Below are 22763 nucleotides of genomic sequence, written 5' to 3' on the forward strand. Positions count from 1 at the left end.
CACGTCACTGAAGTCGCGCAGCGCCCGTACGTCCGTCCAGGGCACTCAGTCCGCGCGACCCGTCACCGCCACCGTCACCCCGAGCCCGATGAGCGTGCAGCCGCCCGCGCCCCCGATCAGCGACAGCCGACGGTCCGAGCCGGCGAACCAGGAGCGGGCCGCGGACGCCGTCAGCCCCCACAGGGTGTCGGTGACCAGCCCGATGGAGATCGGGATCAGACCGAGCACCAGCATCTGCCCGGGCACCCGCCCCGCCGAGTGGTCCACGAACTGCGGCAGCACGGCCGCGAAGAAGACCAGCCCCTTGGGGTTGGTGAGGCCGACGAGGGCGCCGTCCAGGACGGTCCGCAGATCACCGCGTGCCGCGGCTGCGGGCTCCTGCCGCAACGCCGAGGCCTTCATCTCCTTGCGGTGCCGCAACGCCCGTATCCCCAGCAGGACCAGATACGCGGCACCCGCCAGCTTCACCACCAGGAAGACGGTCAGCGAGCGCTCCACCAGCGAGCCGATCCCGAAGGCGACCGCGGTCACCAGCAGATACGAGCCGACGACATTGCCCAGCGCGGTCATCACCGCCGTGCGCGAGCGCCCGCCCGATCACGAACAGCACACTCGGCCCGGGAATCACGATCACCAGCAGCGACATCGCCGCGAACGCCAGGAACCGGTCCGTGGACACCATGTCCATCACCCCCAACGGCCGCCATTCAAACAGGGGCCCTACAGTCCCGGACATGGAACTGCGGCAACTCGTCCACTTCGTCACGGTCGCCGAGGAACTGCACTTCGGGCGGGCGGCGGAGCGCCTGCACATCGTGCAGTCGGCCATCAGCCAGCAGATACGGCGGCTGGAGCGGGAGCTGGGTGCCGAACTGTTCGACCGTTCACCGCGGCACGTACGGCTGACGGGGGCGGGGGAGCGGCTGCTGCCCGAGGCACGGGCGGTGCTCGCCGCCGTGGAGCGGGCCCGCGCGTCGGTCGCCGCGGCCGAGGTGCTGCGCCTGGGCACCAGTACCGGACTCGGCGCTCACCTGGACCGGGTGCTCGCGGGCTTCGCCGTGCGGAAGCCCGCGGTCCAGGTCGAGCTGGTCTCGCTTCCCGCGCAGGAGCGGCTCGCGCGGGTCGTGGACGGTCGCCTCGACGCCGCGTTCGTACGGGGCGCGGAGCCCCTGCCGGGCGTACGCGTGCTGCCGCTGTGGCCCGATCCGCTGGTGGCCGCGCTGCCCGCCGGGCATCCCTTGGCCGCCCGCGACGGGATCGACCTCGCCGAACTTGCCCCACTCCCGCTGAGCATCACCGCGCGCCGGAACAACCCCACCCTGGTCGACCTGGTCGTCGGGGCCTGTCACGACGCCGGCTTCGAACCACTGCCAGGACCGGTGAGCGGCTCGCTGCAGGACACCCTCGCCAGCATCGGGACCCGGCCGCTGTGGACGGTCGTCTACGCCTCGCACGCCCGCGTCCTGCACAGCCCCCGAGTCGCCTTCGTACCCTTCCGGGCGCCGGGACTCGCGCTCACCACGGGACTCGCCGTGCACGGCGCGACGCCGACGCCGCACCTGGACGCCCTGCTCGCGGCCTGCGGCGATCACGAGAACTGATCGCTGCGGTCGCGATCCGCTTCTTGGTCGACGAGCCCCCGCGCGATGAACTGGACCCGTAGCCGGAAGGCGGCCGGAGCCGCCCCAGGAGAGGGAGTTCAGTCATGCCCATCGTCACCATTCAGCAGGGTCCGCGCGACGTCGAGCTCAAGCGGGACCTCGTCAAACGCGTCACCGACGCCTTCGTCGACGCGTACAGGATCCCCGCCGAGAGCGTGTACGTCTGGATCCACGAGGTGCCGGCGGACAGTTGGGGCAGTGCGGGGAAGCTGACCGCCGACAAGTAGAGGGGAGGAGCGGGGGAGGAAGCGGGGGAGAAATGGATAGGGGGCGTTGCGGGCCGCTCGTGGAGGCCCGCAACGCCCCCTGGCTTTCACCTGAGGGATGCTCAGGAGTCTGGGGAGCCCGTCGGCCGCCGGTGACTGACGAGCAGTCACCGGCGACTGGTGGCTACGAGTTGATCTGCGTCTTCACCAGGTTCGAGAAGGTCGTCAGGCGGGTGTAGACGCCCGGGTAGCCGGCCTCGGCGCAGCCGTTGCCCCAGGAGGTGATGCCCGCCAGGACGCCGCCGATGAGCAGCGGGCCGCCGCTGTCGCCCTGGCAGGTGTCGACGCCGCCGGAGGTGTATCCGGCGCAGACCATGTCGGAGGCCACGAAGTCGGAACCGTAGGAGCCGGCGCAGCTGGAGTTGGACACGATCGGGACGGTCGCGGTGCGCAGCTGGTTGGAGGAGCTGCCGCTCTCCGACGTGGTGCCCCAGCCGATGATGCGGGCGGTGGCGCCGGTGGCGTACACGCCGGTGTCCGTGGAGGCGACGTACGACGCCGGGGTGTACGACATCGACGTCGACAGGGTCAGCACGGCCACGTCGTCGCCGTTGGTGGCGTCGGTGTAGTCGGGGTTGATCCAGATCTTGCTGATCTTGCTGACGGTGCCGTTCGTGCCGTTGAGGTACGTTCTGCCGCCGATGACGCGGACGCTGCTCGTGGTCTCGCCGACCATGCAGTGGGCGGCGGTGACGACCTTCGTGGCCGAAACCAGGGTGCCACCGCAGAACTGGTTCTGCGAGGCGTCCGTGATCTGCATCATGAACGGGTACGCGGTCGTGGTGGTCGTCGTGCCGCCGACGATCGGCTGGGGGGCGGCGACGGCGCCGGGTGCGCACAGGAGAGCGGTCGCGGCGGCGGCAGCGGTCGCCGTACAGAGGGCGGCGGTCTTCTTGGCGCGGTTGAGCCCGAACATGGATCTCCTCAGAAGTTGCCGGTGGGGGGACGCGCGGGTGTGGGGGGTATCGCACGGCGTCTGTGGGTGGACGCCGTGTGCCCGAGCGAGCGGCACGACGCTCACGCTAGAAGGCGGAACGTTCCGCATCCAAGAGGGGAACCCCCTAGGCGAGTTGCGGGAGGGAAAACCCTTGCTTGAGAGACACGGGGTTTAGCCGCCGGACCTTCGCCTGCGGGCCGGTGGGGGTTGCCCGTACGGATGGGACGGGCAGGGGCGGCGGGAGCGGGGAAAATTCACCCGCTCCGGCGCCCCGCAGCCAGCCGAACGATGTCCACCCGCGACCGAATCCCCAGCTTCCGGTACACCCGCGTCAGCGTCGCCTCGACGGTCTTCACGCTGATGAACAGCCGCGCGGCTATCTCCCGGTTGGTGGCGCCCTCCATGACCAGCGCCGCGACCTGACGCTCCGTCGCGGCGAGGCTGTCGAGCGCGGCGGGGGCGAGCGGCGTCGTGGCCGAGGCCACCGCCGGCCCGGCCGCACTCGCGGACTCCACCTGCCGCAGCCACGGCAGCGCCCGGCAGCGGCGGAACAGCCGCGTCGCCTCGTCGTAGGAGGTCGGCCCCGGCCGGTGGGTGCGCAGCCCGGCCAGGGCGTACGCCGCCCGGGCCTCCTCCAGGCCGTAGCCCAGCTTGCCCAGCCGGTCCTGAGCGGCCGTCAGCTGACGTACCGCGGGCCCCTGTTCACCGCGCGCGGCCCGCACCAGCGCCTCCGCCCGGTCGAGCACGGCGAGCACGCTCTCCCGCCCGAGCCGCAGCGCCTGCGCCCGCGTGGCGTCGATGACGTCCTGCGCCTCGACCGGCTCACCGATCCGCACCAGCGCCTCGGCGAGGTCGCCGTGCCAGCGCCCCCGGGCCGGGTCCGTGACCCCGAGCCGCTCCTCCAGCTCCCGTACCCGCCGCAGGGACTGCACGACCGCGAGCGAGTCCCCGGCCACCAGCTGGGCGTGCCCGAGGGCGCCCAGGGCACGCGAGAGGTAGACCAGGTCGCCGTCCTCCTCCGCGCGGTCCACGGCCTCCCTGGCCAGCGCCAGCGCCCGGTCGACGTCGCCGCCCGCGGCCTCGGCGAGCGAGGTGAACATGGCGGTGGCCGCCTCACCGATTCCCGTGTCGCGGGCCAGCCGCAGGCTCTCCCGGGCCAGGTCGAGCGCCCGCCCGCAGTGCCCGGAGCGCAGCTCGGTCTCGGCGAGCCCGCGCAGGAAGTGCACCTCGCTCTCGACCATCCCGCGCCGCCGCACCTCGCGCAGCAGGGCGGTGATCGTGGTGCGGGCCTCGGCGAGCTGGTCGCCCATGATCAGCCAGCGGAAGCGGGCGGCGCCGGCGCCGTTGTGGTCGCACGCCACCCGGGGGTCCTGCGGTTCGCGCATCGCCCGCTGGATGGTGGCGGGTGCGCCCGGGTGGCCCATCAGGGTCTCCATCTGGGCCTGGAAGCCGAGCGCGAGGAGTTCGGTGGGCCGGTCCCCGGCGCGGGCGGCGAGCTGGGCGGCGATCGCAGCCTCCTCGCGGCCCTTGGCCATCTCGCCCTCCACCAGCAGGGCCCGCCAGGCGAGTTGGTAGCGCACGAGCGCGAGCAGCCGGGGGTCCTCGCCCGCGTCGGCGAGGGCCTGTGGGAAGACCGCGTCGACCTCGGCCATGGCCTGCCCCGCCGCGTCGATGACGACCATCCAGGCGCGGACACGATCCGCCGGCGCCGTGACCCGGCGGAGCGCGTCACGGGCGATGTCCCGCGCGAGGTCCGACTCCCCGGCGGTCAGCGCGTCCTCTGCGGCCTGCAACCGCCGTTCGTCCGGGCCGGGAACGGTCTCCGGGGGAGAGTGCCGGGCCGCGAGCAGCCCGAGCCCGGCCGCGACCGAGGGCGCGCCCCGGTCCCTGGCCACGGCCGCCGCCTCCCCGAGCCGGGCGGCGACCTGCGGATCGGTACCGGTGGTGGCCAGGGCGAGATGCCGGGCCCGTTCGATGGGGTCGGAGGCGGCAGTGGAGAGCGCGCCATGGGCGGCGCGGCGTTCCTGGGCGCTCGCCTCCGCGTACAGGGCGGCCGAGATCATCGGATGCGCGAACCGGATGCCCGGGGTCTCACGCTCGGTCGCCAGCAGTCCGAGCGAGGCGGCGTGCGTGGTCTCGGCCTCGGCGTTCTCGCGGCCGGCCGCGTGCAGCAGGCTCAGCGTGGGGCGGGCGCCCGCGCTCGCGACGAGCAGGGTGTGGCGGGCCTCGGCGGAGAGCATCTCCAGACGGCTGAGGACGAGCGCGCGCAACGAGGTCGGCACGGGCAGTGGTTCGCCGGGGTTGGGCCGGGCGGGATTCTCGGCGAGCGCGCGGCCGAGTTCCAGCGCGAAGAGCGGGTTGCCGCCGCTGGTGCGGTGGATGTCGCGAACGGTCGTGCGGGGCAGCCCGGTGTAGCCGCGGTTGCCGAGGAGTTCGGCGACCTGCGCGCGGGAGAGCGGGTTGAGCCGCACGGCCAGGGTGTCCGGCGGGGACGCGCGTAGATGGCGGTCGTGCTGTTGGTCCCGTGGCTCGGTGTCGGTGCGCACCGCGGACAGCATCCGTACGGGCATCTCGCCGAGCCTGCGGGCGGCGAAGCCGAGCAGTTCGGCGCTGGCCGGATCCAGCCACTGGAGGTCGTCGGCGACGATCAGGACCGGGCCCTGGGCTGCCAGCGCGCGCAGCACGGAGAGGACCGCGAGGCGCAGGGCGAGGCCGTCGCGTTGCAGGGTCGATTCTCCGCGGCCGGTGAGGGCCGATTCGAGGGCGGTGCGCTGTGGGGCGGGCAGCCGGTCGGAGACCTGGTCCACCACCAGGCCGAGGAGGTCGGCCAGGGCGAGGAAGGGCAGATGGGATTCGGACTCGGTCGCCGAGCAGCGCAAGACGGTGTGTGCCGATTCGGCGCATTCCGCGGCCAGCGCACGCAGGACGGTGGACTTTCCTATTCCCGCGGGGCCGTGCACCAGCACGCTGCCTCCGTCGGAGAGCTGCTCGCGCGCGCTCGCGAAGAGCTCCTCCCGGCCGATGACCAGGTCGGGGCGGGGTCTCGCAGGCTCCTTGAAGTCCCCTCGCACGGTCACCGCTCCCCTCGCATGTCGTGTCCGAGCCAATATTAGGCAACGACTCTTTGAATTTCGGAGTCTCGGGGTGGTGAGGGAAATAACAGGAGTGTTGGCATAACGTATTTCAGGGCGCCGCCGTCTGAATGAAGAACGCCAGATGGGGGGCGCGGAGTGGCCGGTGACGGGGGTCGCGGAGCGGGCATAAGGGGTGGTTGGGTGGGAAACCGTCGCGGAGCGACGGAGAAAAGGCCGCGGAGCGGCCAAAGCCGGGGCAGCCGGAAAGCTACGGCAACAACCCAACCCGCCGCGCGGCGACCACCGCCTCCCACCGGGTGCGCGCACCGAGCTTGCGCATGGCCGAGCGCAGATACCCCTTGACCGTCTCCGGCCGCAGCCCCAACCGCTCGGCGGCGACCCCGTTGGTGGCTCCCGTCGCGACGCAGGCGAGAACGTCGACCTCGCGCGGGGCGAGGTCGACGCGAGGCGTCCGGGCGTCGGACGCCGCCGCACCCGCCAGCCGCCCGCACACGTCCAGCAGTTCGGCCCGCAGCGCCGGGTCGACGATGCGCGGCGCCAGTGCCCGCAGCGCCCCGTGCGCCTCGCGGACCTCTTCCCACGCGGGGCTCCCGACCGCAGGTTCGGGCTCCCGGGCGACGGTCAGCAGCACCTGCGCCTCGTCCCGTACGACAAGCGCCTGCTCCACGTCCCGGGCCGCCGCCACCGCCGCGCCGAGCGTGCGGTCACCCAGGGGCTGGGCCGTGCGCAGGGCGCCGTACAACACCCCGCGCACCCGGCGGCGTACGACGACGGGTACCGCGATCACGGAGCACAGGCCCTCCGTGGCGACCGCCACGTCGTACTCGTGGCTGATCTGCCGGGAGGCGGAGTAGTCCGTCACCGCGCAGGGCCGGGCCAGCGCGACCGCCTTGCCGCCCAGGCCGTTGCCCGAGGACACGGCGAGGGCGCTGAGCGCGGGCGTCGCCGTACCGCTGAGTTCGCTGATACGTACCTGGGCGCGACCGGGTTCGACGAGGCCGCCGAAGGCGACCGGCAGCCCCGTGGCGCGCCGCAGTCGTACCAGCGCACCACGCATCTCCACCGCCTCGGCCGTGTCTGCTGCCACGTGTTCGCCCCTTCGTCGCGGCGTACCCCCGTTCGGGGGTGGTGAGACCTCCATCACGGAATACACGATGGTAAGCGGCTGTGCGGCAACGAGGAGGACACATGACGGTGACGAACGGTGCGACGGACGAGTTCCGCGCCGCGCGGGACTTCCTGCTGGAGCACCGTGCGGACTACGCCACGGCGTACGAGGGCTTCGACTGGCCCCGCCCGGAGTCCTTCAACTGGGCGCTCGACTGGTTCGACGTCATCGCACGGGACAACGACCGCACCGCCCTGCACATCGTCGAGGAGGACGGCGAGCGCGCCGAGTTCTCCTTCGCCGCCCTCTCCGAGCGTTCGAACCGGGTGGCCAACTGGCTGCGCGCCCGGGGCGTGCGCGCCGAGGACCGCGTGCTGGTCATGCTCGGCAACCAGGTCGAGCTGTGGGAGACGGCCCTCGCCGCGATGAAGCTGCGCGCCGTCGTCATCCCCGCGACCACCCTGCTGGGCCCCGCCGACCTGCGTGACCGGGTCGAGCGCGGCCGCGTCCGGCATGTGATCGTGCGCGCCGAGGACGCCGAGAAGTTCGACGAAGTGCCCGGCCGCCACACCCGGATCACGGTGGGGGGAGCGCGGCCCGGCTGGCAGTCGTACGAGGAGGCGTACGCCGCCGACCCGGGCTTCGAGCCCGAGGGGGTCACCCACTCGGACGACCCCCTGATGCTCTACTTCACCTCCGGCACCACCGCCCGCCCCAAGCTCGTCGAACACACCCACGCCTCCTACCCGATCGGTCATCTGTCGACGATGTACTGGATCGGGCTCAAGCCCGGCGACGTGCATCTGAACATCTCCTCGCCCGGCTGGGCCAAGCACGCCTGGTCCAACCTCTTCGCGCCCTGGAACGCGGAGGCGACCGTCTTCATCCACAACTACACGCGCTTCGACCCGGGCCGGCTGATGGCGGAGATGGACCGGGCGGGCGTCACCACCTTCTGCGCCCCGCCCACGGTGTGGCGGATGCTCATCCAGGCCGACCTGACGCAGCTGCGCACCCCGCCGCGTGAGGCCGTCGCCGCCGGTGAGCCGCTGAACCCGGAGGTCATCGAGCAGGTGCGGCGCGCCTGGGGCGTCACCATCCGGGACGGCTTCGGGCAGACCGAGACGGCCGTCCAGGTCTCCAACAGCCCCGGGCAGCAGCTCAAGACGGGCTCCATGGGACGGCCGAGTCCCGGCTTCCGCGTCGAACTCCTCGACCCGGTCACGGGTGCGCCCGGGGCGGTGGAGGGGGAGATCGCGCTCGATCTGTCGGCGCGACCGGTGGGCGTGATGACCGGCTACCACGGCGACGCCGACCGTACGGCGGAGGCGATGGCGGGCGGCTACTACCGCACCGGCGACATCGGCGCCCGGGACGAGGACGGATACATCACCTACGTCGGCCGCGCCGACGACGTGTTCAAGGCCTCCGACTACAAGATCTCGCCCTTCGAGCTGGAGAGCGCCCTGCTGGAGCACGAGGCGGTGGCGGAGGCTGCCGTCGTCCCGGCCCCCGACGAACTGCGGCTCGCCGTCCCGAAGGCGTACATCGTCCTCGCCACGGGCCACGAACCGGGCCCCGACCTGGCGAAGGTGCTCTTCGAACACTCGCGGACGGTCCTCGCGCCGTACAAGCGCATCCGCCGTCTGGAATTCGGCACACTCCCCAAGACCATCTCCGGCAAGATCCGCCGGATCGAGCTGCGCGAGGCCACGGCAGTCGGCTCGGACGCCGAGTACCGCGAGGAGGACTTCCGGTGAGCGCACTCTCCTACGCGCACGGAACCAGCGCGACGACCCTGCTCGGCGACACCATCGGGGCCAACCTGGACCGGGCAGTCGCGGCCTGGCCGGACCGGGAGGCGCTCGTCGACGTGCCGTCCGGGCGGCGCTGGACGTACGCCCGGTTCTCCGCGGACGTCGACGAGTTGGCGTACGCGCTGCTGGCCACCGGCATCGCCAAGGGCGACCGGGTCGGCATCTGGGCGGTCAACTGCCCCGAGTGGGTGCTCGTCCAGTACGCCACCGCCCGCGTCGGCGCGGTCATGGTGAACATCAACCCGGCCTACCGCACCCACGAGGTCGAGTACGTCCTCCAGCAGGCCGGCATCTCGCTGCTCTTCGCCTCCCTCAGCCACAAGACCAGCGACTACCGGGCGATGGTCGAGGAAGTGCGCGGCAGATGCCCGCAGTTGCGGGAGACCGTCTACATCGGCGACCCGACCTGGGACGCCCTGATCGGGCGCGGGACTCCGGATCTCCGCGAGGAACTCCGGGTCCGTGAGGGCGAGTTGTCCTGCGACGACCCCATCAACATCCAGTACACCTCGGGCACGACGGGCTTCCCCAAGGGGGCGACCCTCTCCCACCACAACATCCTCAACAACGGCTATTTCGTGGGCGAGTCGATCGCCTACAGCGAGCAGGACCGGATCTGCATCCCCGTGCCCTTCTACCACTGCTTCGGCATGGTCATGGGCAACCTCGCCGCGACCTCGCACGGCGCCTGCATGGTCATCCCCGCGCCCTCCTTCGATCCGGCCGCGACGCTCCGCGCGGTCCAGGAGGAGCGCTGCACCTCGCTGTACGGCGTACCGACCATGTTCATCGCGGAGTTGAACCTCCCCGGCTTCGCGACGTACGACCTGTCCTCGCTGCGCACCGGCATCATGGCGGGCTCGCCGTGCCCGGTCGAGGTGATGAAGCGGGTGGTCGCCGAGATGCACATGGCGGAGGTCTCCATCTGCTACGGCATGACCGAGACCTCGCCCGTGTCCCTGCAGACCCGTAGGGACGACGACCTGGAGCACCGCACCGGCACCGTCGGCCGGGTGCTCCCGCACCTGGAGGTGAAGGTCGTCGACCCGGCGGAGGGGGTGACGCAGCCGCGTGGCACCGCCGGAGAGCTGTGCACCCGCGGCTACAGCGTGATGCTCGGCTACTGGAACGAGCCCGAGAAGACCGCCGAGGCCGTCGACGCGGGGCGCTGGATGCACACGGGCGACCTGGCCGTGATGCGTGAGGACGGGTATGTCGAGATCGTCGGCCGCATCAAGGACATGATCATCCGCGGCGGCGAGAACATCTACCCGCGCGAGATCGAGGAGTTCCTCTACGCCCACCCGAAGATCGCCGACGTCCAGGTGGTCGGGGTGCCCCACGAGCGCTACGGCGAGGAGGTGCTCGCCTGCGTCATCCCGCTCGACCCGGCCGACCCCCTGACGCTGGAGGAACTGCGCGCCTTCTGCGAGGACCGGTTGGCCCACTACAAGATCCCCAGCCGTCTGCAGGTCCTGGAGTCCTTCCCGATGACGGTGTCGGGGAAGGTCCGCAAGATCGAACTGCGGCAGACGTACGCCGACTAGGACGCTTCCCCCTGCCGGTGTTCTGGCCCCACGCCGGGGTGCAGGCCCGCGTGCCGGTGTTCAGGCCCCGGTGGCGAGGAGTTCGTCGGCGTGGGTGTTCACCGGCTGGGGGGTGCCCGTGAGGTCGAGCACGAAGAGGGGGATCCCGAGGGCGTCGGCGCGGCCGCGGGCGTCGTCCGCGTACCCGGCCAGGGAGAAGTAGACGCATCCCGTGGACTCCGACATGGCCGTCAGCCACAGGCACTCCACGTCGCGCAGTGTGGCCGGACGGACGGTGGGGTCCACCTGCGCCAGCATGCCGCGGGCGGCGAGTCCGATGCCCGAGGGCGGGCGCTGGTCCGCCCTGCGGATGTCGCGGTAGCCGAGCCACCGCAGATACAGCGCGGCCGCCGTGACGGCGTCCCGGGCGGTGCGGATGGTCACCGGCTGGAACACCGGGCGCGGTGTCGGGGTGGTGCGGGGCAGCGGGACGTGGTCGGGGATGAGAGGGCTGCCCGGCGTGGCGGGGGCGGGTGACGACCCTGCGGTACCGAGGGGCGGCGACCCGGCGGTGTCGAAGGGCGGCGACCCGGCGGTGTCGAGGGACGGTGGCTCGGGGGTGTGCGGTGCCGCCTCAGGTTCCGGTTCCGTCTCCAGGTCCGCGGGGGCGCCGGTGCCCGGCACGACCTCCGCGCGCAGGGGGCGCCGTACCCCTCGTACCGGAATCCGCAGCATGGCTCCGCAGGGGCAGCCCAGTTCCGGATGGGGCCACTGGTCCGCGCGCCCGCAGGTGTCGCAGGGGACCGTGACCCAGTCCTCGTCCCAGGTGCGGTGGGTGACCGGCGCGGGATCGGCGAGGAGGTCGAGCGGGGGCGTGACGGGGGCGCCGCACACGCACGGGTACGACGGCGCGGCAAAGAGATGCTCGCGACGGCAGGCCGGACACCGCACCGGCACGCTCTCGGCCATGGCCCACTCCAGGACGTCACGTCGGGACAGCGTGTCCATCGTCCTCCAGGCGGGCGGCCCGCGGCAGCCAAACGCTCCGACAACCTCCGCCCTTCCCTCCTGCGGATCCAGCCGGCTGCGCACCCTTGACGCTCTTCGGCACGCCACCTACATTACTTCCAGATAGTAGAAGTTAGTTTCCGCAATATGGAATTACCGCACTGCGGAATCACCAGGAATCACCAGCTCTCCGAGGGGCGCGACGGGAGCGCGAATCCGACAGCCGAAGCAGGAGTACTCCATGGCTCGTATGACCGCTGCCCGCGCGGCAGTCGAGATCCTCAAGCGCGAGGGCGTCAGCGACGCGTTCGGCGTCCCGGGCGCGGCGATCAACCCCTTCTATGCGGCCCTCAAGGCCGCCGGGGGGATCAGCCACACCCTCGCCCGCCATGTCGAGGGCGCCTCGCACATGGCGGAGGGCTACACCCGCACCCACCCGGGCAACATCGGCGTCTGCATCGGTACGTCGGGACCCGCCGGCACCGACATGATCACCGGCCTCTACTCCGCGATCGGCGACTCGATCCCGATCCTGTGCATCACGGGGCAGGCGCCGACCGCCGTGATCCACAAAGAGGACTTCCAGGCCGTCGACATCGCCTCGATCGCGAAGCCGGTGACCAAGATGGCGGTCACCGTGCTGGAGGCGGCCCAGGTCCCCGGCGTCTTCCAGCAGGCCTTCCACCTCATGCGCTCCGGCCGTCCGGGACCTGTCCTCATCGACCTGCCCGTCGACGTCCAGCTCACCGAGATCGAGTTCGACCCGGAGACGTACGAGCCGCTCCAGGCGTACAAGCCCGCCGCCACCCGCGCCCAGATCGAGAAGGCGATCGGGCTGCTGAACGAGTCCGAGCGGCCGCTGATCGTCGCCGGCGGCGGTGTCATCAACGCCGATGCCGGCGAACTCCTCGTGGAATTCGCCGAGTTGACGGGCATCCCGGTCGTCCCCACCCTGATGGGCTGGGGCGTCCTGCCCGACGACCACGAGCTGAACGCCGGCATGGTGGGCCTGCAGACCTCGCACCGCTACGGCAACGCGACCTTCCTGGAGTCCGACTTCGTCCTCGGCATCGGCAACCGCTGGGCCAACCGCCACACCGGCAAGCTGGACGTCTACACCGCGGGCCGCACCTTCGTCCACGTCGACATCGAGCCCACCCAGATCGGCAAGATCTTCGCCCCGGACTACGGCATCGCCTCCGACGCGAAGGCCGCGCTCGAACTGTTCGTCCAGGTGGCGAAGGAACTCAGGGCCGAGGGCAGGCTGCCGGACCGCTCCGCGTGGGCCGCCTCCGCCCAGGAGCGCAGGGCGACCCTCCAGCGCCGTACACACTTCGACGACATCCCGATCAAGCCGCAGCGCGTCTACGAGGAGATGAACAAGGCCTTCGGCCCGGAGACCCGGTACGTCTCCACCATCGGCCTCTCGCAGATCGCCGGCGCCCAGATGCTGCACGTCTACCGGCCCCGGCACTGGATCAACTGCGGCCAGGCGGGACCGCTCGGCTGGACGATCCCGGCCGCGCTGGGCGTCGCCAAGGCCGACCCCGAGGCCTCCGTCGTCGCCCTCTCCGGCGACTACGACTTCCAGTTCATGATCGAGGAGCTGGCCGTCGGCGCCCAGCACCGGATCCCGTACGTCCACGTCCTGGTCAACAACGCCTACCTGGGCCTGATCCGCCAGGCGCAGCGAGCCTTCGACATCGACTTCCAGGTCAAGCTGGAGTTCGAGAACATCAACTCGCCCGAGCTCGGCGTCTACGGCGTCGACCACGTCAAGGTCGTCGAGGGCCTCGGCTGCAAGGCGATCCGCGTCACCGACCCGGCCGAGCTGGGCGCCGCCTTCGAGCAGGCCAAGAAGCTCGCCGCCGAGTACCGGGTGCCGGTCGTCGTCGAGGCGATCCTGGAGCGCGTCACCAACATCTCGATGTCCACGACGAACGACATCGGCAACGTCGTGGAGTTCGAGGAGATCGCGACCGAGCCGGGCCACGCGCCCACGTCCATCAGGACGCTGAAGGTCTGACGTACGCGTTCCTCGCGTACCGGTCGCGCACGTACCAGGGGCGGTTCACCGTTTGGGTGAGCCGCCCCTCGTGCTGTTCCCCCGTGTTCCCCCGTACCCCCGTCACGAGGCCCGCCGCCCCCGTGCCGGCGGGCCTCGTGTGCCGAGAATGTGCCCACCACCGGGGTGAGTTGAAGCCCCCGGAGCCGTGTTCAGAGCTTGATTTGAGGGTTGCGTATCCGGCGTACGTCCACTGGAGTACGTGTCGGAGGCGTGTTCTCAGTCCTCCGGGAGCTCGAGCTCCTCGAATCCCGGCCAGTGGTCGGGGCCGCCGCCCTGCCAGTCGATGATGTCGCTCTTGTCGACCTCGATCTCGTCCAGGTCGACCTCGGCCCGCCGCAGGATCTCGACGACGTCGTCGAGGTGATAGGCGACACCGAGCGTCTCGTCCCCCGTGGTGACCCGTCGTGAGCCGTCCAGTGCCGGGGCGTGCACGACGATGCTGGGATAGTCCATGCTTTCAGGCTGCTGTGCTCCGGCCGACTCCGCACCCCGGGAGCACGCCGGGACCGCGCCGGGAGCACCCCGGGAGCACGCCGAGGCGCCGGGTACGGAGTCCGTACCCGGCGCCTCGCTCGGTGTGTCTCGCTCGGTGTGTGACGGGGACCGCGGCGGCCGCGACGGAACCGGGGCCGGCCTTCCCTCAGGTCGAGAAGGGGGTCCCGGGACCTTCACCACCGCACTGGCTCACCTCCGCCGCGGTCCTCGTCGTGCCCGCGTGCCACCGGCGACCACCCCTCATCCGGGTCGCTCGGGTCCTCGCGGGCCGCGCGTCACCGGGCCGACCTCCCGTCTGGCCCGGTGACGCGGTCAGGGGGTCAGTCCTCGCGCAGGGCGTGGACCGCTTCCGCCACGCGCCGGCCGTACTCCGGGTCGGCGGCGTGGAAGTGGGCGAGGTTCTTCTCGACGACGTCGTCGCGGGAGACCTGCGCGAGGCCGCCGGCGATGTTGGCGATCAGCCGGGACCGCTCCTCGGCCGACATCAGGCGGTAGAGCTCGCCGGCCTGGAAGAAGTCGTCGTCCTTGGTGTGGAGGGGAGCCTCGTGAGTGCCGGTCCAGCCGGTGACGGCCAGCGGGGCCGACAGCGGGCGGCCGGTCTCGGCCGGGCCGCCGTAGGAGTTCGGCTCGTAGTTCTTGGCGGCGCGGCCCTGCGCGTTGGACGCCATGAAGCCGTCGCGGCCGTAGTTGTCCGCGGTCGTGGCCTTCGGCGCGTTCACCGCGAGCTGGGTGTGGTTGACGCCGAGGCGGTAGCGGTGGGCGTCGGCGTAGGCGAACAGCCGGCCCTGGAGCATCTTGTCGGGGGAGGGGCCGATGCCCGGAACGAAGTTGTTCGGGGCGAACGCGGCCTGCTCGACCTCGGCGAAGACGTTGTCGGGGTTGCGGTCCAGGACCAGCCGGCCCACGCGCTGGAGCGGGAAGTCCGTGTGCGGCCACACCTTGGTGAGGTCGAAGGGGTTGAAGCGGTAGTCCGCCGCCTCGGCCGCGGGCATGATCTGGACGTGGAGGGTCCAGGACGGGCGCACGCCCCGCTCGATCGCCTGGAGCAGGTCCGTCTGGTGGGAGTTCGGGTCCTTGCCCGCGATCTCCTGCGCCTGCTCGGTGGAGAGGCTGCGGACGCCCTGGTTCGTCTTGAAGTGGTACTTGACGAAGAAGGACTCACCCTCGGCGTTCGTCCACTGGTAGGTGTGCGAGCCGTAGCCGTTCATGTGCCGGTACGAGGCCGGGATGCCGCGGTCGCCCATCAGCCAGGTCACCTGGTGCGTGGCCTCGGGGGCGTGCGCCCAGAAGTCCCAGACGTTGTCCGGCTCCTGCTTGCCGGTGAACGGGTCGCGCTTCTGGGAGTGGATGAAGTCGGGGAACTTGAGCGGGTCCTTGATGAAGAAGACCGGGGTGTTGTTCCCGACGAGGTCGTAATTCCCCTCCTCCGTGTAGAACTTGACCGCGAACCCGCGCGGGTCGCGGACCGCGTCCGCGCCGCCCAGGTTGTCGGCCACGGTGGAGAAGCGCAGGAAGACCTCGGTGCGCTTGCCGACCGTGTTCAGGAAGTCGGCGTGGGTGAAGCCGGTGACGTCGTCCGTGACCTCGAAGTGGCCGTACGCGCCGGAGCCGCGGGCGTGCACCACGCGCTCCGGGATGCGCTCGCGGTTGAACCGCGCGAGCTTCTCCAGGAGGTGCTGGTCCTGGAGGAGGAGCGGGCCGCCCGCGCCGGCGGTGGCTGAGTTCTGGTTGTCGGCGACCGGAGCACCGGACTCGGTCGTAAGCACGCGCTTCGACATCGTGGACCTTCCATGCGAGGGGCAGCGGAAACCGACTTCCGCTTTGTGGAGCCTAGGTTTGGGGCGTTCCGAACGTCAACAGTTTGTTGAAATGGGTTGGGTTCCGGGTGGCGCCGCCGCTTGGGCGCGACAGGACAGGTGTCAGCGACGACACCACCCGGAAGTCTCAGAACCACCCCGAAGCCCTCGGGGCTGCGCCCGCCCCATCGAGTCCGCCCTCGACACATCGAGGCTGCGCCCGACATGGCGGGGCTGCGTCCGACGCATCAGGCCGCGCCCGGGGTGCCGGGGCTGCGCCCGGTGCACCGGGGCTGTGCCCGACTCCGTCAGGTCGCGCCCGACGTACGGGCTGCGCCCGCTGGGTCGGGGCTGTGCCCGAGGTGCCGGGGTTGTGCCCAACGCCGTCAGGCTGCGCCCGGGATATCGGGGCCGTGCCCGGTGTACCGGGGCTGCGCCCGACGCCGTCAGGTCGCGCCCGACGTACGGGCCTTGCCTGCTGCGTCGGGGCTGGGCCCCTCGCGCCAGGACGGCGCTTGACGCATCGAGCCGCGCCCGAGGTGTCAGCGCTTCGCCCCGCGTGTCTCAGGTCTGCGGCCGACGCATCCGGCCGCGCTTGGCACATCCGTTCGCGCGCGAGGCGCCATGGCCGCGGCCGAGGGATCAGGGTTGTGCCCGAGGGATCAGGGTTGTGCCCGAGGGATCAGGGTTGTGCCCGAGGGATCAGGGTCGTCGTCGAGGGCGTCAGGGTTGTGCCTGGAGTGACGGGGCGTGTCAGAGGTGGGCGCCTGAGAGGCGTTCCACGGAGCGGAGGAGGGCCGAGTGGTCGAGGCCGCCGTCGCCCTGGGCGCGCAGGGAGGCGACGAGCTGGGCGACCACGGCACCGACCGGCAGCGCGGCGCCGACCGTGCGGGCGGCGTCCGTGACGATGCCCATGTCCTTGTGGTGCAGGTCGATACGGAAGCCGGGCTTGAAGTCGCGGTTCAGGAAGTTGTCCTTCTTCCGCGTCAGTACGGTGGAGCCGGCAAGACCGCCGCCCAGGACGTCGAGCGCGGCCTTCAGGTCCACCCCGGACTTCTCCAGGAAGACCACGGCCTCGGCGCACGCCTGGATGTTCACGGCGACGATCAGCTGGTTCGCGGCCTTCACCGTCTGGCCGGAGCCATGCGGACCGCAGAGCACGATCGTCTTGCCGAGCGCCTCGAAGAGCGGCTCGGCCTCGTCGAAGTCGGCCTGCTCGCCGCCGACCATGATCGACAGCACGGCCTCGATCGCCCCGGCCTCGCCGCCGGACACGGGAGCGTCCAGAACCCGGATCCCCTTCGCGGCGGCCGCCTTCGCGAGGTCCACCGAGGTCTGCGGGGTGATCGACGACATGTCGATCAGCAGCGCGCCGGACCTCGCGTTCGCCAGGATGCCGTCGGGGCCGTACGCGATGGCCTCGACCTGCGGGGAGGCGGGCACCATCGTGATCACCACGTCGGCGTCCCGCACGGCCTCGGCGATCGAACCGGCGGCCGTACCGCCCGCGGCGGCGAGGCGCTCCAGCTTGTCCTGCTCCAGCGTGAACCCGGTGACGTCGTACCCGGCCTTGACCAGGTTCTCCGACATGGGGGAACCCATGATGCCGAGACCGATCCAGGCGACCGCCGGGCGGGCCGGACGGTTAGGGCGGGAAGAATCTGCAAGAGTGCTGCTCATGAGGGTGCCTCTCTGACTGCTCTGATACGTCGATGAGTTGCCGCTCAGCGGGCGGCTCGGGCCTCGGCCGGCAGCCAGTCGAAGGCCGCCGCGCTCGGACGGTCGCCCGGCTTGTACTCCAGGCCGACCCAGCCCTCGTAACCGGCCTTCCGCAGCCGGCCGAGCAGGTCCTCCAGGGACAGGGTCCCGGTGCCCGGGGCGCCGCGCCCGGGGTTGTCGGCGATCTGCACGTGGCCGGTCTTCGCGGCGTACCGCTCGATCACCGACGGCAGGTCCTCGCCGTTCATGGACAGGTGGTACAGGTCCATGAGGAACCTGGCGTTGCCGAGGCCGGTCGCCTCGTTGACCCTGTCGACGACGGCGACTCCCGCCGGGGCGCTCACCAGGGGATAGAGCGGTGACTCGGGCTGGTTGAGGGTCTCGATCAGGAGGATCGCGCCGATCCGGTCGGCGGCCCGGGCCGCGAGGACCAGGTTCTCCAGCGCGAGCGCGTCCTGCTCGGCCGCCTCCACGCCCTCGACACGGTTGCCGTACAGCGCGTTGAGGGCCTTGCAGCCCACCGACCGCGCGAAGTCGGCCGCCACGTCGATGTTGGCGCGGAACCGCTCCGACTCCACGCCGGGGATCGACAGCGCGCCCCGGTCGGGACCGGGCAGCTGTCCGGCGTAGAAGTTCAGCCCCGTGAGCTGGACGCCCGCGTCCTCGATGGCCTTCTTCAAGGCGTCGAGTTGGGACCGCTCGGGGGTGGGGGAGTCGACCCAGGGCCACCACAGCTCGACCGCGGTGAAGCCGGCCGCGGCGGCGGCCGCGGGGCGCTCCAGGAGCGGGAGTTCGGTGAAGAGGATCGACAGGTTGACGTTGAAGCGTTGCTCGGTGGCTGTGCCCCATTCGGAACCCGGCATGTGGCTCGGCGCTCCCTTCCGTGTCGAGACGTTCGGCGGCGAGAGTCGAGACGTCAATGAATTCCGTATTGCGGAAGTTACTTTCTGCTTAATGGAAGACTGCCGTCGGGCGTCGAGGCTTGTCAAGAGGGGGCTCCCGGAAAATCGGCACCGCGCAGTAGGTTGAGCGCGTGCGATTGAGAGTGGAGTTCACGACCGAGCCCTTCGACCTCGACGAGGCGCCCCCGCACGCGTTGGTCGCCCGCGAGGTCATCGAGGCGGCCGAACTGGACGCCGTGGACGTGGGCCCGTTCGGCAACACCGCCGAGGGGGACGCGGACGCGGTGCTCACCGCGGTCGACGCGCTGCTGCGCCGGGCTCTGGCGGCCGGTGCCACCAGGGTCTCGCTGCAGGTGAACGCGGTCGGGGAGGGCGATAAGTGACCGGTATCGGAGAGGACCCCTTCATCGCGGCGGTCAAGCCGCTGGTCGACGCCATGGGGGGCGAGATGGTGGCGCCCGACGAGGCCGGCCCCGACGACGTCGTGCTCTCCTGGGAGGGTGCGGACGTGGTCGCCGTACGGCTGCCGCAATTGGCCGACTCGCTCGATCACATCCTGGCGGCCCTGGAGCGCAAGCAGGGCAAGCCGCTGGCCGACCTCGACCGCAAGTCCAAGCAGGAGGTCGTACGGGTGCTCGAGGCCCGCGGGGCCTTCTCGGTGCGGCACGGCGTGGAGACGGTGGCGAGCGCGCTGGGTGTCAGCCGCTTCACCGTCTACAACTACCTGAACCGCGAGAAGGAGGCCTGAGCGCCGGGCGTCGGTGGTCGCCTCGCGCGGGACGTCGGTTGTTACCTCGATTTTTCAACAAAGTGTTGACGTGGTGTTTCCGAGGGCGTTAGCTAGCCGCAGCCCGTCCAGCACAAGGCCACGGAGGCTTCCCGTGACTTCGAGTACGACACCCGGCGGTCTCGCCCGGTTCAATGCCCTGGAGGAGCACGCGGCCCACGCCGCCCTCCACGAGGCGTGCGCCTCGACGGCCTGGGTGCGCACCCTGCTCGCCCGCCGCCCGTATGCCACCCCCGACGACCTCTTCGCCGCGAGCGACGCCGCCATGGCCGAGCTGACCGCCGAGGACCTCGCGGAGGCGATGGCGGGGCACCCGCCGATCGGGCGGCCGAAGCCCGGGGACCCCACCTCCTCCCGGGAGCAGCGCGGCATGGCCGGCGCCTCCGCGGAGCTCAAGGAGGAGATGCTCGAACTGAACCTGGCGTACCAGGAGAGGTTCGGCCATGTCTTCCTGATCTGCGCCACCGGCCGGACCGGCGAGCAGATGCGCGACGCGGTCAAGGAACGGATCGGCAACTCGCCCGAGCAGGAGCGCGAGATCGTGCGCTCCGAACTGGGCAAGATCAACCGCATCCGGCTGACCCGTCTCGTGGAGGAGGAGAACGTATGAGCACCGACACCACCGCATCCGTGTCCACGCACATCCTGGACACCAGCGTCGGACGCCCCGCCGAGGGCGTCGCCGTCCGGCTCGCGGCCCGTGGCGGCCGCACGGCGGACTGGCGGGAGCTCGGAGGCTCCGCGACCGACGCGGACGGGCGGTGCAAGGACCTCCCGGCGCTGCCGGAGGGGACGACCCACGTACGGCTCGACTTCGAGGTCGAGGCGTACTTCGAGAAGAAGCAAGCCGATGCGCAGCAGGACGCCCCCGCGAATCGGGACAGCGGTGCGAGCGGAGTGTTCTTCCCCGAGGTGACGATCACCTTCGCCGTCAGGCCGGGCGAGCACTACCACGTACCGCTGCTGCTCAACCCGTTCGGCTACTCCGTTTACCGAGGGAGCTAGCAGAAATGACTGACAATTCCCACCGCGGCCGCCCTGTGATGCTGGGACAGAACCAGTACGGCAAGGCCGAGAACCGCGTAGTGAAGATCACCCGCGACGGCGCGACGCACCACATCAAGGACCTGAACGTGTCCGTGGCGCTGAGCGGCGACATGGAAGAGGTCCACTACTCGGGCTCCAACGCGAACGTCCTGCCGACGGACACCACCAAGAACACGGTGTACGCCTTCGCCAAGGAGTACGGCATCGAGTCCGCCGAACAGTTCGGCATCCACCTCGCCCGGCACTTCGTGACCTCGCAGGAGCCGATCAGGACCGCGCGCATCCGCATCGAGGAGTACGCCTGGGAGCGCATCGAGACCTCCGACGCCAACTCCAGGTTCATCGGTGCCGACGACGTCAAGCACTCCTTCGTGCGCAAGGGCCAGGAGACCCGGGTCACCCAGATCACCTATGACGGCTCGTCGTGGGAGGTCATCTCGGGGCTGAAGGACCTCGTCGTGATGAACTCGACGAACTCCGAGTTCTGGGGCTACGTCAAGGACAAGTACACGACGCTCCCCGAGGCGTACGACCGCATCCTGGCCACCCAGGTCTCCGGCCGCTGGCGCTTCAACTGGACCGGCGACGAGCAGAAGATGCCCAACTGGGAGAAGTCCTACGACCAGGTCAGGAAGCACATGCTCCAGGCCTTCGCGGAGACCTACTCCCTGTCGCTGCAGCAGACCCTGTACCAGATGGGCTCGCGGATCATCGAGAACCGCAGCGAGATCGACGAGGTCCGCTTCTCCCTTCCCAACAAGCACCATTTCCTCGTCGACCTGGGGCCGTTCGGGCTCGAGAACGACAACGAGGTGTACTTCGCGGCCGACCGGCCCTACGGACTGATCGAGGCCACCATCCTGCGCGACGGCTGCGAGCCGCACATCCCGGTGGACCTCACCAACCTCTGAGCCGGCCTCCAAGCCGGCCTCCGAGCCGGCCTCCAAGCCCACTTCCGTACCAGCCTCCGGCCAACCTCCGAGGCCTTGGCGAAGGCCCCTCCTTCGGCACCCGTGGCATCGACCGCCGCGGCACTCAAACCTCCTAGGGTCCTGCCGTGCCCACCCCTCGAAACGAAGAAGGACGCACCATGGCAGCATCGGCAGAAGTCCAGCGCATCGTCATCGAGAACTGTGCGATCGCGACGGTGGACGCGGGCGACACCGAGCACGCATCGGGCCATGTCGTCGTCGCGGACCACCGCATCGAGTCGCTCGGCGCGGGCAGGGCCCCGGAGGGCCTGGAGAACGTCGTACGCCGTATCGACGCCACGGGCCACCTCGTGACCCCCGGCCTGGTCAACACCCACCACCACTTCTACCAGTGGATCACCCGCGGCCTGGCCACCGACCACAACCTCTTCAACTGGCTCGTCGCGCTCTACCCGACCTGGGCGCGCATCGACGAGCCGATGGTCTCCGCCGCCGCGCAGGGCTCCCTCGCCATGATGGCCCGCGGCGGTGTCACCACCGCCATGGACCACCACTACGTCTTCCCGCAGGGCTCCGGCGACCTGTCCGGCGCCGTCATCCGGGCCGCCCGCGAGATGGGCGTCCGCTTCACCCTCGCCCGCGGCTCCATGGACCGCAGCGAGAAGGACGGCGGGCTGCCGCCGGACTTCGCCGTCGAGACCCTCGAAGGCGCCCTCGCCGCCACCGAGGCGACCGTCGACGAGCACCACGACCCCTCCTTCGGTGCCATGACCCAGGTGGCCGTCGCGCCCTGCTCGCCCTTCTCGGTCTCCACCGAACTCATGCGTCAGGGCGCCGAGTTGGCCCGCCGCAAGGGCGTACGACTGCATACGCACGGCTCGGAGACCGTGGAGGAGGAGCAGTTCTGCAAGGAGCTGTTCGGCATGGGCCCGACCGAGTACTTCGAGTCCACCGGCTGGCTCGGCGAGGACGTGTGGATGGCGCACTGCGTCCACATGAACGACTCCGACATCGCCGCCTTCGCCCGTACGAAGACCGGTGTCGCCCACTGTCCCTCGTCCAACGCCCGACTCGCGGCCGGCATCGCCCGCGTCCCGGACATGCTCGCGGCCGGTGTCCCGGTCGGCCTCGGCGTCGACGGCACCGCCTCCAACGAGTCCGGCGAACTCCACACCGAACTGCGCAACGCCCTCCTCATCAACCGCCTCGGCGCCCACCGGGAAGCCGCCCTGAACGCCCGTCAGGCGCTGCGCCTGGGCACCTACGGCGGCGCCCAGGTCCTGGGCAGGGCGGCGGAGATCGGTTCCCTGGAGCCGGGCAAGCTCGCCGACCTCGTGCTGTGGAAGCTGGACACCCTCGCGCACGCCTCGATCGCCGACCCGGTGACCGCGCTGGTCTTCGGCGCGGCGGCCCCGGTCACGCTCTCGCTCGTGGGCGGTGAGCCGGTGGTGGAGAACGGCCGGCTGCTGCACGTCGACGAGGACGACATCGCCCGCGCCACGCGGGCGGAGGCACAGCGCCTCGCGCGGATCGCCGCGGGGGCCTGACCCACCGAAAGAACTCCGGCCGAGGGGGACGGCCCTCGGCCGGTAGCCGTGG

19 protein-coding genes and 1 pseudogene are annotated in these 22763 nt (G+C 70.9%); 11 read left to right on the top strand and 9 right to left on the bottom strand.

The window, feature by feature from the left end; translation table 11 throughout:
• Positions 1–45: 45 nt before the first annotated feature.
• Positions 46–682 (bottom strand): annotated as a pseudogene (locus tag AQJ27_RS40655) (LysE family translocator).
• Positions 683–734: 52 nt separating this feature from the next.
• On the opposite strand from AQJ27_RS40655, the gene AQJ27_RS40660 reads away from it, so the two are divergent.
• Together AQJ27_RS40660 and dmpI are read left to right on the top strand one after the other, a co-directional pair.
• The gene (locus AQJ27_RS40660; RefSeq protein WP_067380594.1) at positions 735–1601 is read left to right on the top strand and encodes a LysR family transcriptional regulator; all 867 of its coding nucleotides are present in this window, start codon (positions 735–737) and stop codon (positions 1599–1601) included.
• Positions 1602–1705: 104 nt separating this feature from the next.
• Positions 1706–1888, top strand: a complete 183-nt coding sequence (gene dmpI, locus AQJ27_RS40665) for a 4-oxalocrotonate tautomerase DmpI (RefSeq protein ID WP_067380597.1) — start codon at positions 1706–1708, stop codon at positions 1886–1888.
• Positions 1889–2051: 163 nt separating this feature from the next.
• On the opposite strand, the gene AQJ27_RS40670 is transcribed toward dmpI, so the two are convergent.
• From AQJ27_RS40670 to AQJ27_RS40680, 3 genes are all read right to left on the bottom strand, one after another.
• Complete coding sequence (locus AQJ27_RS40670; RefSeq protein ID WP_067380600.1) at positions 2052–2843, bottom strand: S1 family peptidase; 792 nt, start codon at positions 2841–2843, stop codon at positions 2052–2054.
• A 275-nt stretch (positions 2844–3118) separates the two neighbouring features.
• Complete coding sequence (locus tag AQJ27_RS40675) at positions 3119–5941, bottom strand: AAA family ATPase (RefSeq protein WP_201264468.1); 2823 nt, start codon at positions 5939–5941, stop codon at positions 3119–3121.
• 265 nt (positions 5942–6206) lie between these two features.
• Positions 6207–7046 carry a helix-turn-helix transcriptional regulator gene (locus AQJ27_RS40680; RefSeq protein WP_067380604.1) on the bottom strand — a complete coding sequence of 280 codons (840 nt, stop codon included), beginning with the start codon at positions 7044–7046 and terminating at the stop codon, positions 6207–6209.
• 101 nt (positions 7047–7147) lie between these two features.
• Here AQJ27_RS40680 and AQJ27_RS40685 point away from each other — a divergent pair, with 101 nt between their 5' ends.
• Positions 7148–8827, top strand: coding sequence for an AMP-binding protein (locus tag AQJ27_RS40685; RefSeq protein ID WP_067380607.1), 1680 nt, complete (start codon positions 7148–7150; stop codon positions 8825–8827).
• Positions 8824–10431 (top strand): AMP-binding protein, encoded by a 1608-nt coding sequence (locus tag AQJ27_RS40690; protein ID WP_067380611.1) that lies wholly within the window; start codon positions 8824–8826, stop codon positions 10429–10431. Before AQJ27_RS40685 ends, AQJ27_RS40690 begins: the two co-directional genes overlap by 4 nt.
• Before the next feature lie 60 nt (positions 10432–10491).
• Here the strand turns inward: AQJ27_RS40690 and AQJ27_RS40695 are convergent, their stop codons facing one another.
• Positions 10492–11379: a hypothetical protein gene (locus tag AQJ27_RS40695; protein ID WP_067380785.1), complete on the bottom strand. Its 888-nt coding sequence runs from the start codon at positions 11377–11379 to the stop codon at positions 10492–10494.
• Between the two features lie 280 nt (positions 11380–11659).
• On the opposite strand from AQJ27_RS40695, the gene gcl reads away from it, so the two are divergent.
• A complete protein-coding gene (gene gcl / locus AQJ27_RS40700) occupies positions 11660–13444 on the top strand; it encodes a glyoxylate carboligase (RefSeq protein WP_067380614.1) in 1785 nt (594 codons plus the stop codon).
• A 258-nt stretch (positions 13445–13702) separates the two neighbouring features.
• Here the strand turns inward: gcl and AQJ27_RS40705 are convergent, their stop codons facing one another.
• The 4 genes from AQJ27_RS40705 to AQJ27_RS40720 all read right to left on the bottom strand — a co-directional run bounded on the left by AQJ27_RS40705 (position 13703) and on the right by AQJ27_RS40720 (position 18359).
• A complete protein-coding gene (locus tag AQJ27_RS40705) occupies positions 13703–13939 on the bottom strand; it encodes a hypothetical protein (protein ID WP_067380617.1) in 237 nt (78 codons plus the stop codon).
• A gap of 362 nt (positions 13940–14301) precedes the next feature.
• The gene (locus AQJ27_RS40710) at positions 14302–15759 is read right to left on the bottom strand and encodes a catalase (RefSeq protein ID WP_067380620.1); all 1458 of its coding nucleotides are present in this window, start codon (positions 15757–15759) and stop codon (positions 14302–14304) included.
• A gap of 771 nt (positions 15760–16530) precedes the next feature.
• On the bottom strand, positions 16531–17457 hold the full coding sequence (locus tag AQJ27_RS40715) for a 2-hydroxy-3-oxopropionate reductase (RefSeq protein WP_067380623.1): 927 nt from the start codon (positions 17455–17457) through the stop codon (positions 16531–16533).
• A 44-nt stretch (positions 17458–17501) separates the two neighbouring features.
• Positions 17502–18359, bottom strand: a complete 858-nt coding sequence (locus tag AQJ27_RS40720; RefSeq protein ID WP_067380626.1) for a TIM barrel protein — start codon at positions 18357–18359, stop codon at positions 17502–17504.
• Positions 18360–18529: 170 nt separating this feature from the next.
• On the opposite strand from AQJ27_RS40720, the gene AQJ27_RS40725 reads away from it, so the two are divergent.
• The 6 genes from AQJ27_RS40725 (at position 18530) to AQJ27_RS40750 (ending at position 22711) form a co-directional block, all read left to right on the top strand.
• Entirely contained in the window at positions 18530–18781 is a 252-nt protein-coding gene (locus AQJ27_RS40725; RefSeq protein WP_054237051.1) for a YkoF family thiamine-binding protein, read from the top strand.
• The gene (locus AQJ27_RS40730; RefSeq protein WP_067380630.1) at positions 18778–19146 is read left to right on the top strand and encodes a helix-turn-helix domain-containing protein; all 369 of its coding nucleotides are present in this window, start codon (positions 18778–18780) and stop codon (positions 19144–19146) included. Before AQJ27_RS40725 ends, AQJ27_RS40730 begins: the two co-directional genes overlap by 4 nt.
• A 133-nt stretch (positions 19147–19279) precedes the next feature.
• Complete coding sequence (gene uraD / locus AQJ27_RS40735; protein WP_067380633.1) at positions 19280–19795, top strand: 2-oxo-4-hydroxy-4-carboxy-5-ureidoimidazoline decarboxylase; 516 nt, start codon at positions 19280–19282, stop codon at positions 19793–19795.
• Positions 19792–20190: a hydroxyisourate hydrolase gene (uraH, locus tag AQJ27_RS40740; RefSeq protein ID WP_060894368.1), complete on the top strand. Its 399-nt coding sequence runs from the start codon at positions 19792–19794 to the stop codon at positions 20188–20190. The genes uraD and uraH overlap by 4 nt, the downstream gene beginning before the upstream one ends.
• A 5-nt stretch (positions 20191–20195) precedes the next feature.
• Positions 20196–21143 (top strand): factor-independent urate hydroxylase, encoded by a 948-nt coding sequence (pucL, locus tag AQJ27_RS40745; RefSeq protein WP_067380635.1) that lies wholly within the window; start codon positions 20196–20198, stop codon positions 21141–21143.
• A gap of 179 nt (positions 21144–21322) precedes the next feature.
• A complete protein-coding gene (locus AQJ27_RS40750; protein WP_067380638.1) occupies positions 21323–22711 on the top strand; it encodes an 8-oxoguanine deaminase in 1389 nt (462 codons plus the stop codon).
• Positions 22712–22763 lie beyond the last annotated feature (52 nt).

The organism is Streptomyces olivochromogenes (assembly GCF_001514115.1).
Taxonomy (GTDB): Bacteria; Actinomycetota; Actinomycetes; order Streptomycetales; family Streptomycetaceae; genus Streptomyces; species Streptomyces olivochromogenes.

Excerpts from the sequence above, each read along its gene's own strand:
- AQJ27_RS40660 (WP_067380594.1), top strand. The coding sequence starts at position 735 with ATGGAACTGCGGCAACTCGTCCACTTCGTCACGGTCGCCGAGGAACTG.
- dmpI (WP_067380597.1), top strand. The coding sequence starts at position 1,706 with ATGCCCATCGTCACCATTCAGCAGGGTCCGCGCGACGTCGAGCTCAAG.
- AQJ27_RS40670 (WP_067380600.1), bottom strand. The coding sequence starts at position 2,843 with ATGTTCGGGCTCAACCGCGCCAAGAAGACCGCCGCCCTCTGTACGGCG.
- AQJ27_RS40685 (WP_067380607.1), top strand. The coding sequence starts at position 7,148 with ATGACGGTGACGAACGGTGCGACGGACGAGTTCCGCGCCGCGCGGGAC.
- AQJ27_RS40695 (WP_067380785.1), bottom strand. The coding sequence starts at position 11,379 with ATGGCCGAGAGCGTGCCGGTGCGGTGTCCGGCCTGCCGTCGCGAGCAT.
- gcl (WP_067380614.1), top strand. The coding sequence starts at position 11,660 with ATGGCTCGTATGACCGCTGCCCGCGCGGCAGTCGAGATCCTCAAGCGC.
- AQJ27_RS40705 (WP_067380617.1), bottom strand. The coding sequence starts at position 13,939 with ATGGACTATCCCAGCATCGTCGTGCACGCCCCGGCACTGGACGGCTCA.
- AQJ27_RS40710 (WP_067380620.1), bottom strand. The coding sequence starts at position 15,759 with ATGTCGAAGCGCGTGCTTACGACCGAGTCCGGTGCTCCGGTCGCCGAC.
- AQJ27_RS40715 (WP_067380623.1), bottom strand. The coding sequence starts at position 17,457 with ATGAGCAGCACTCTTGCAGATTCTTCCCGCCCTAACCGTCCGGCCCGC.
- AQJ27_RS40720 (WP_067380626.1), bottom strand. The coding sequence starts at position 18,359 with ATGCCGGGTTCCGAATGGGGCACAGCCACCGAGCAACGCTTCAACGTC.
- uraH (WP_060894368.1), top strand. The coding sequence starts at position 19,792 with ATGAGCACCGACACCACCGCATCCGTGTCCACGCACATCCTGGACACC.
- pucL (WP_067380635.1), top strand. The coding sequence starts at position 20,196 with ATGACTGACAATTCCCACCGCGGCCGCCCTGTGATGCTGGGACAGAAC.
- AQJ27_RS40750 (WP_067380638.1), top strand. The coding sequence starts at position 21,323 with ATGGCAGCATCGGCAGAAGTCCAGCGCATCGTCATCGAGAACTGTGCG.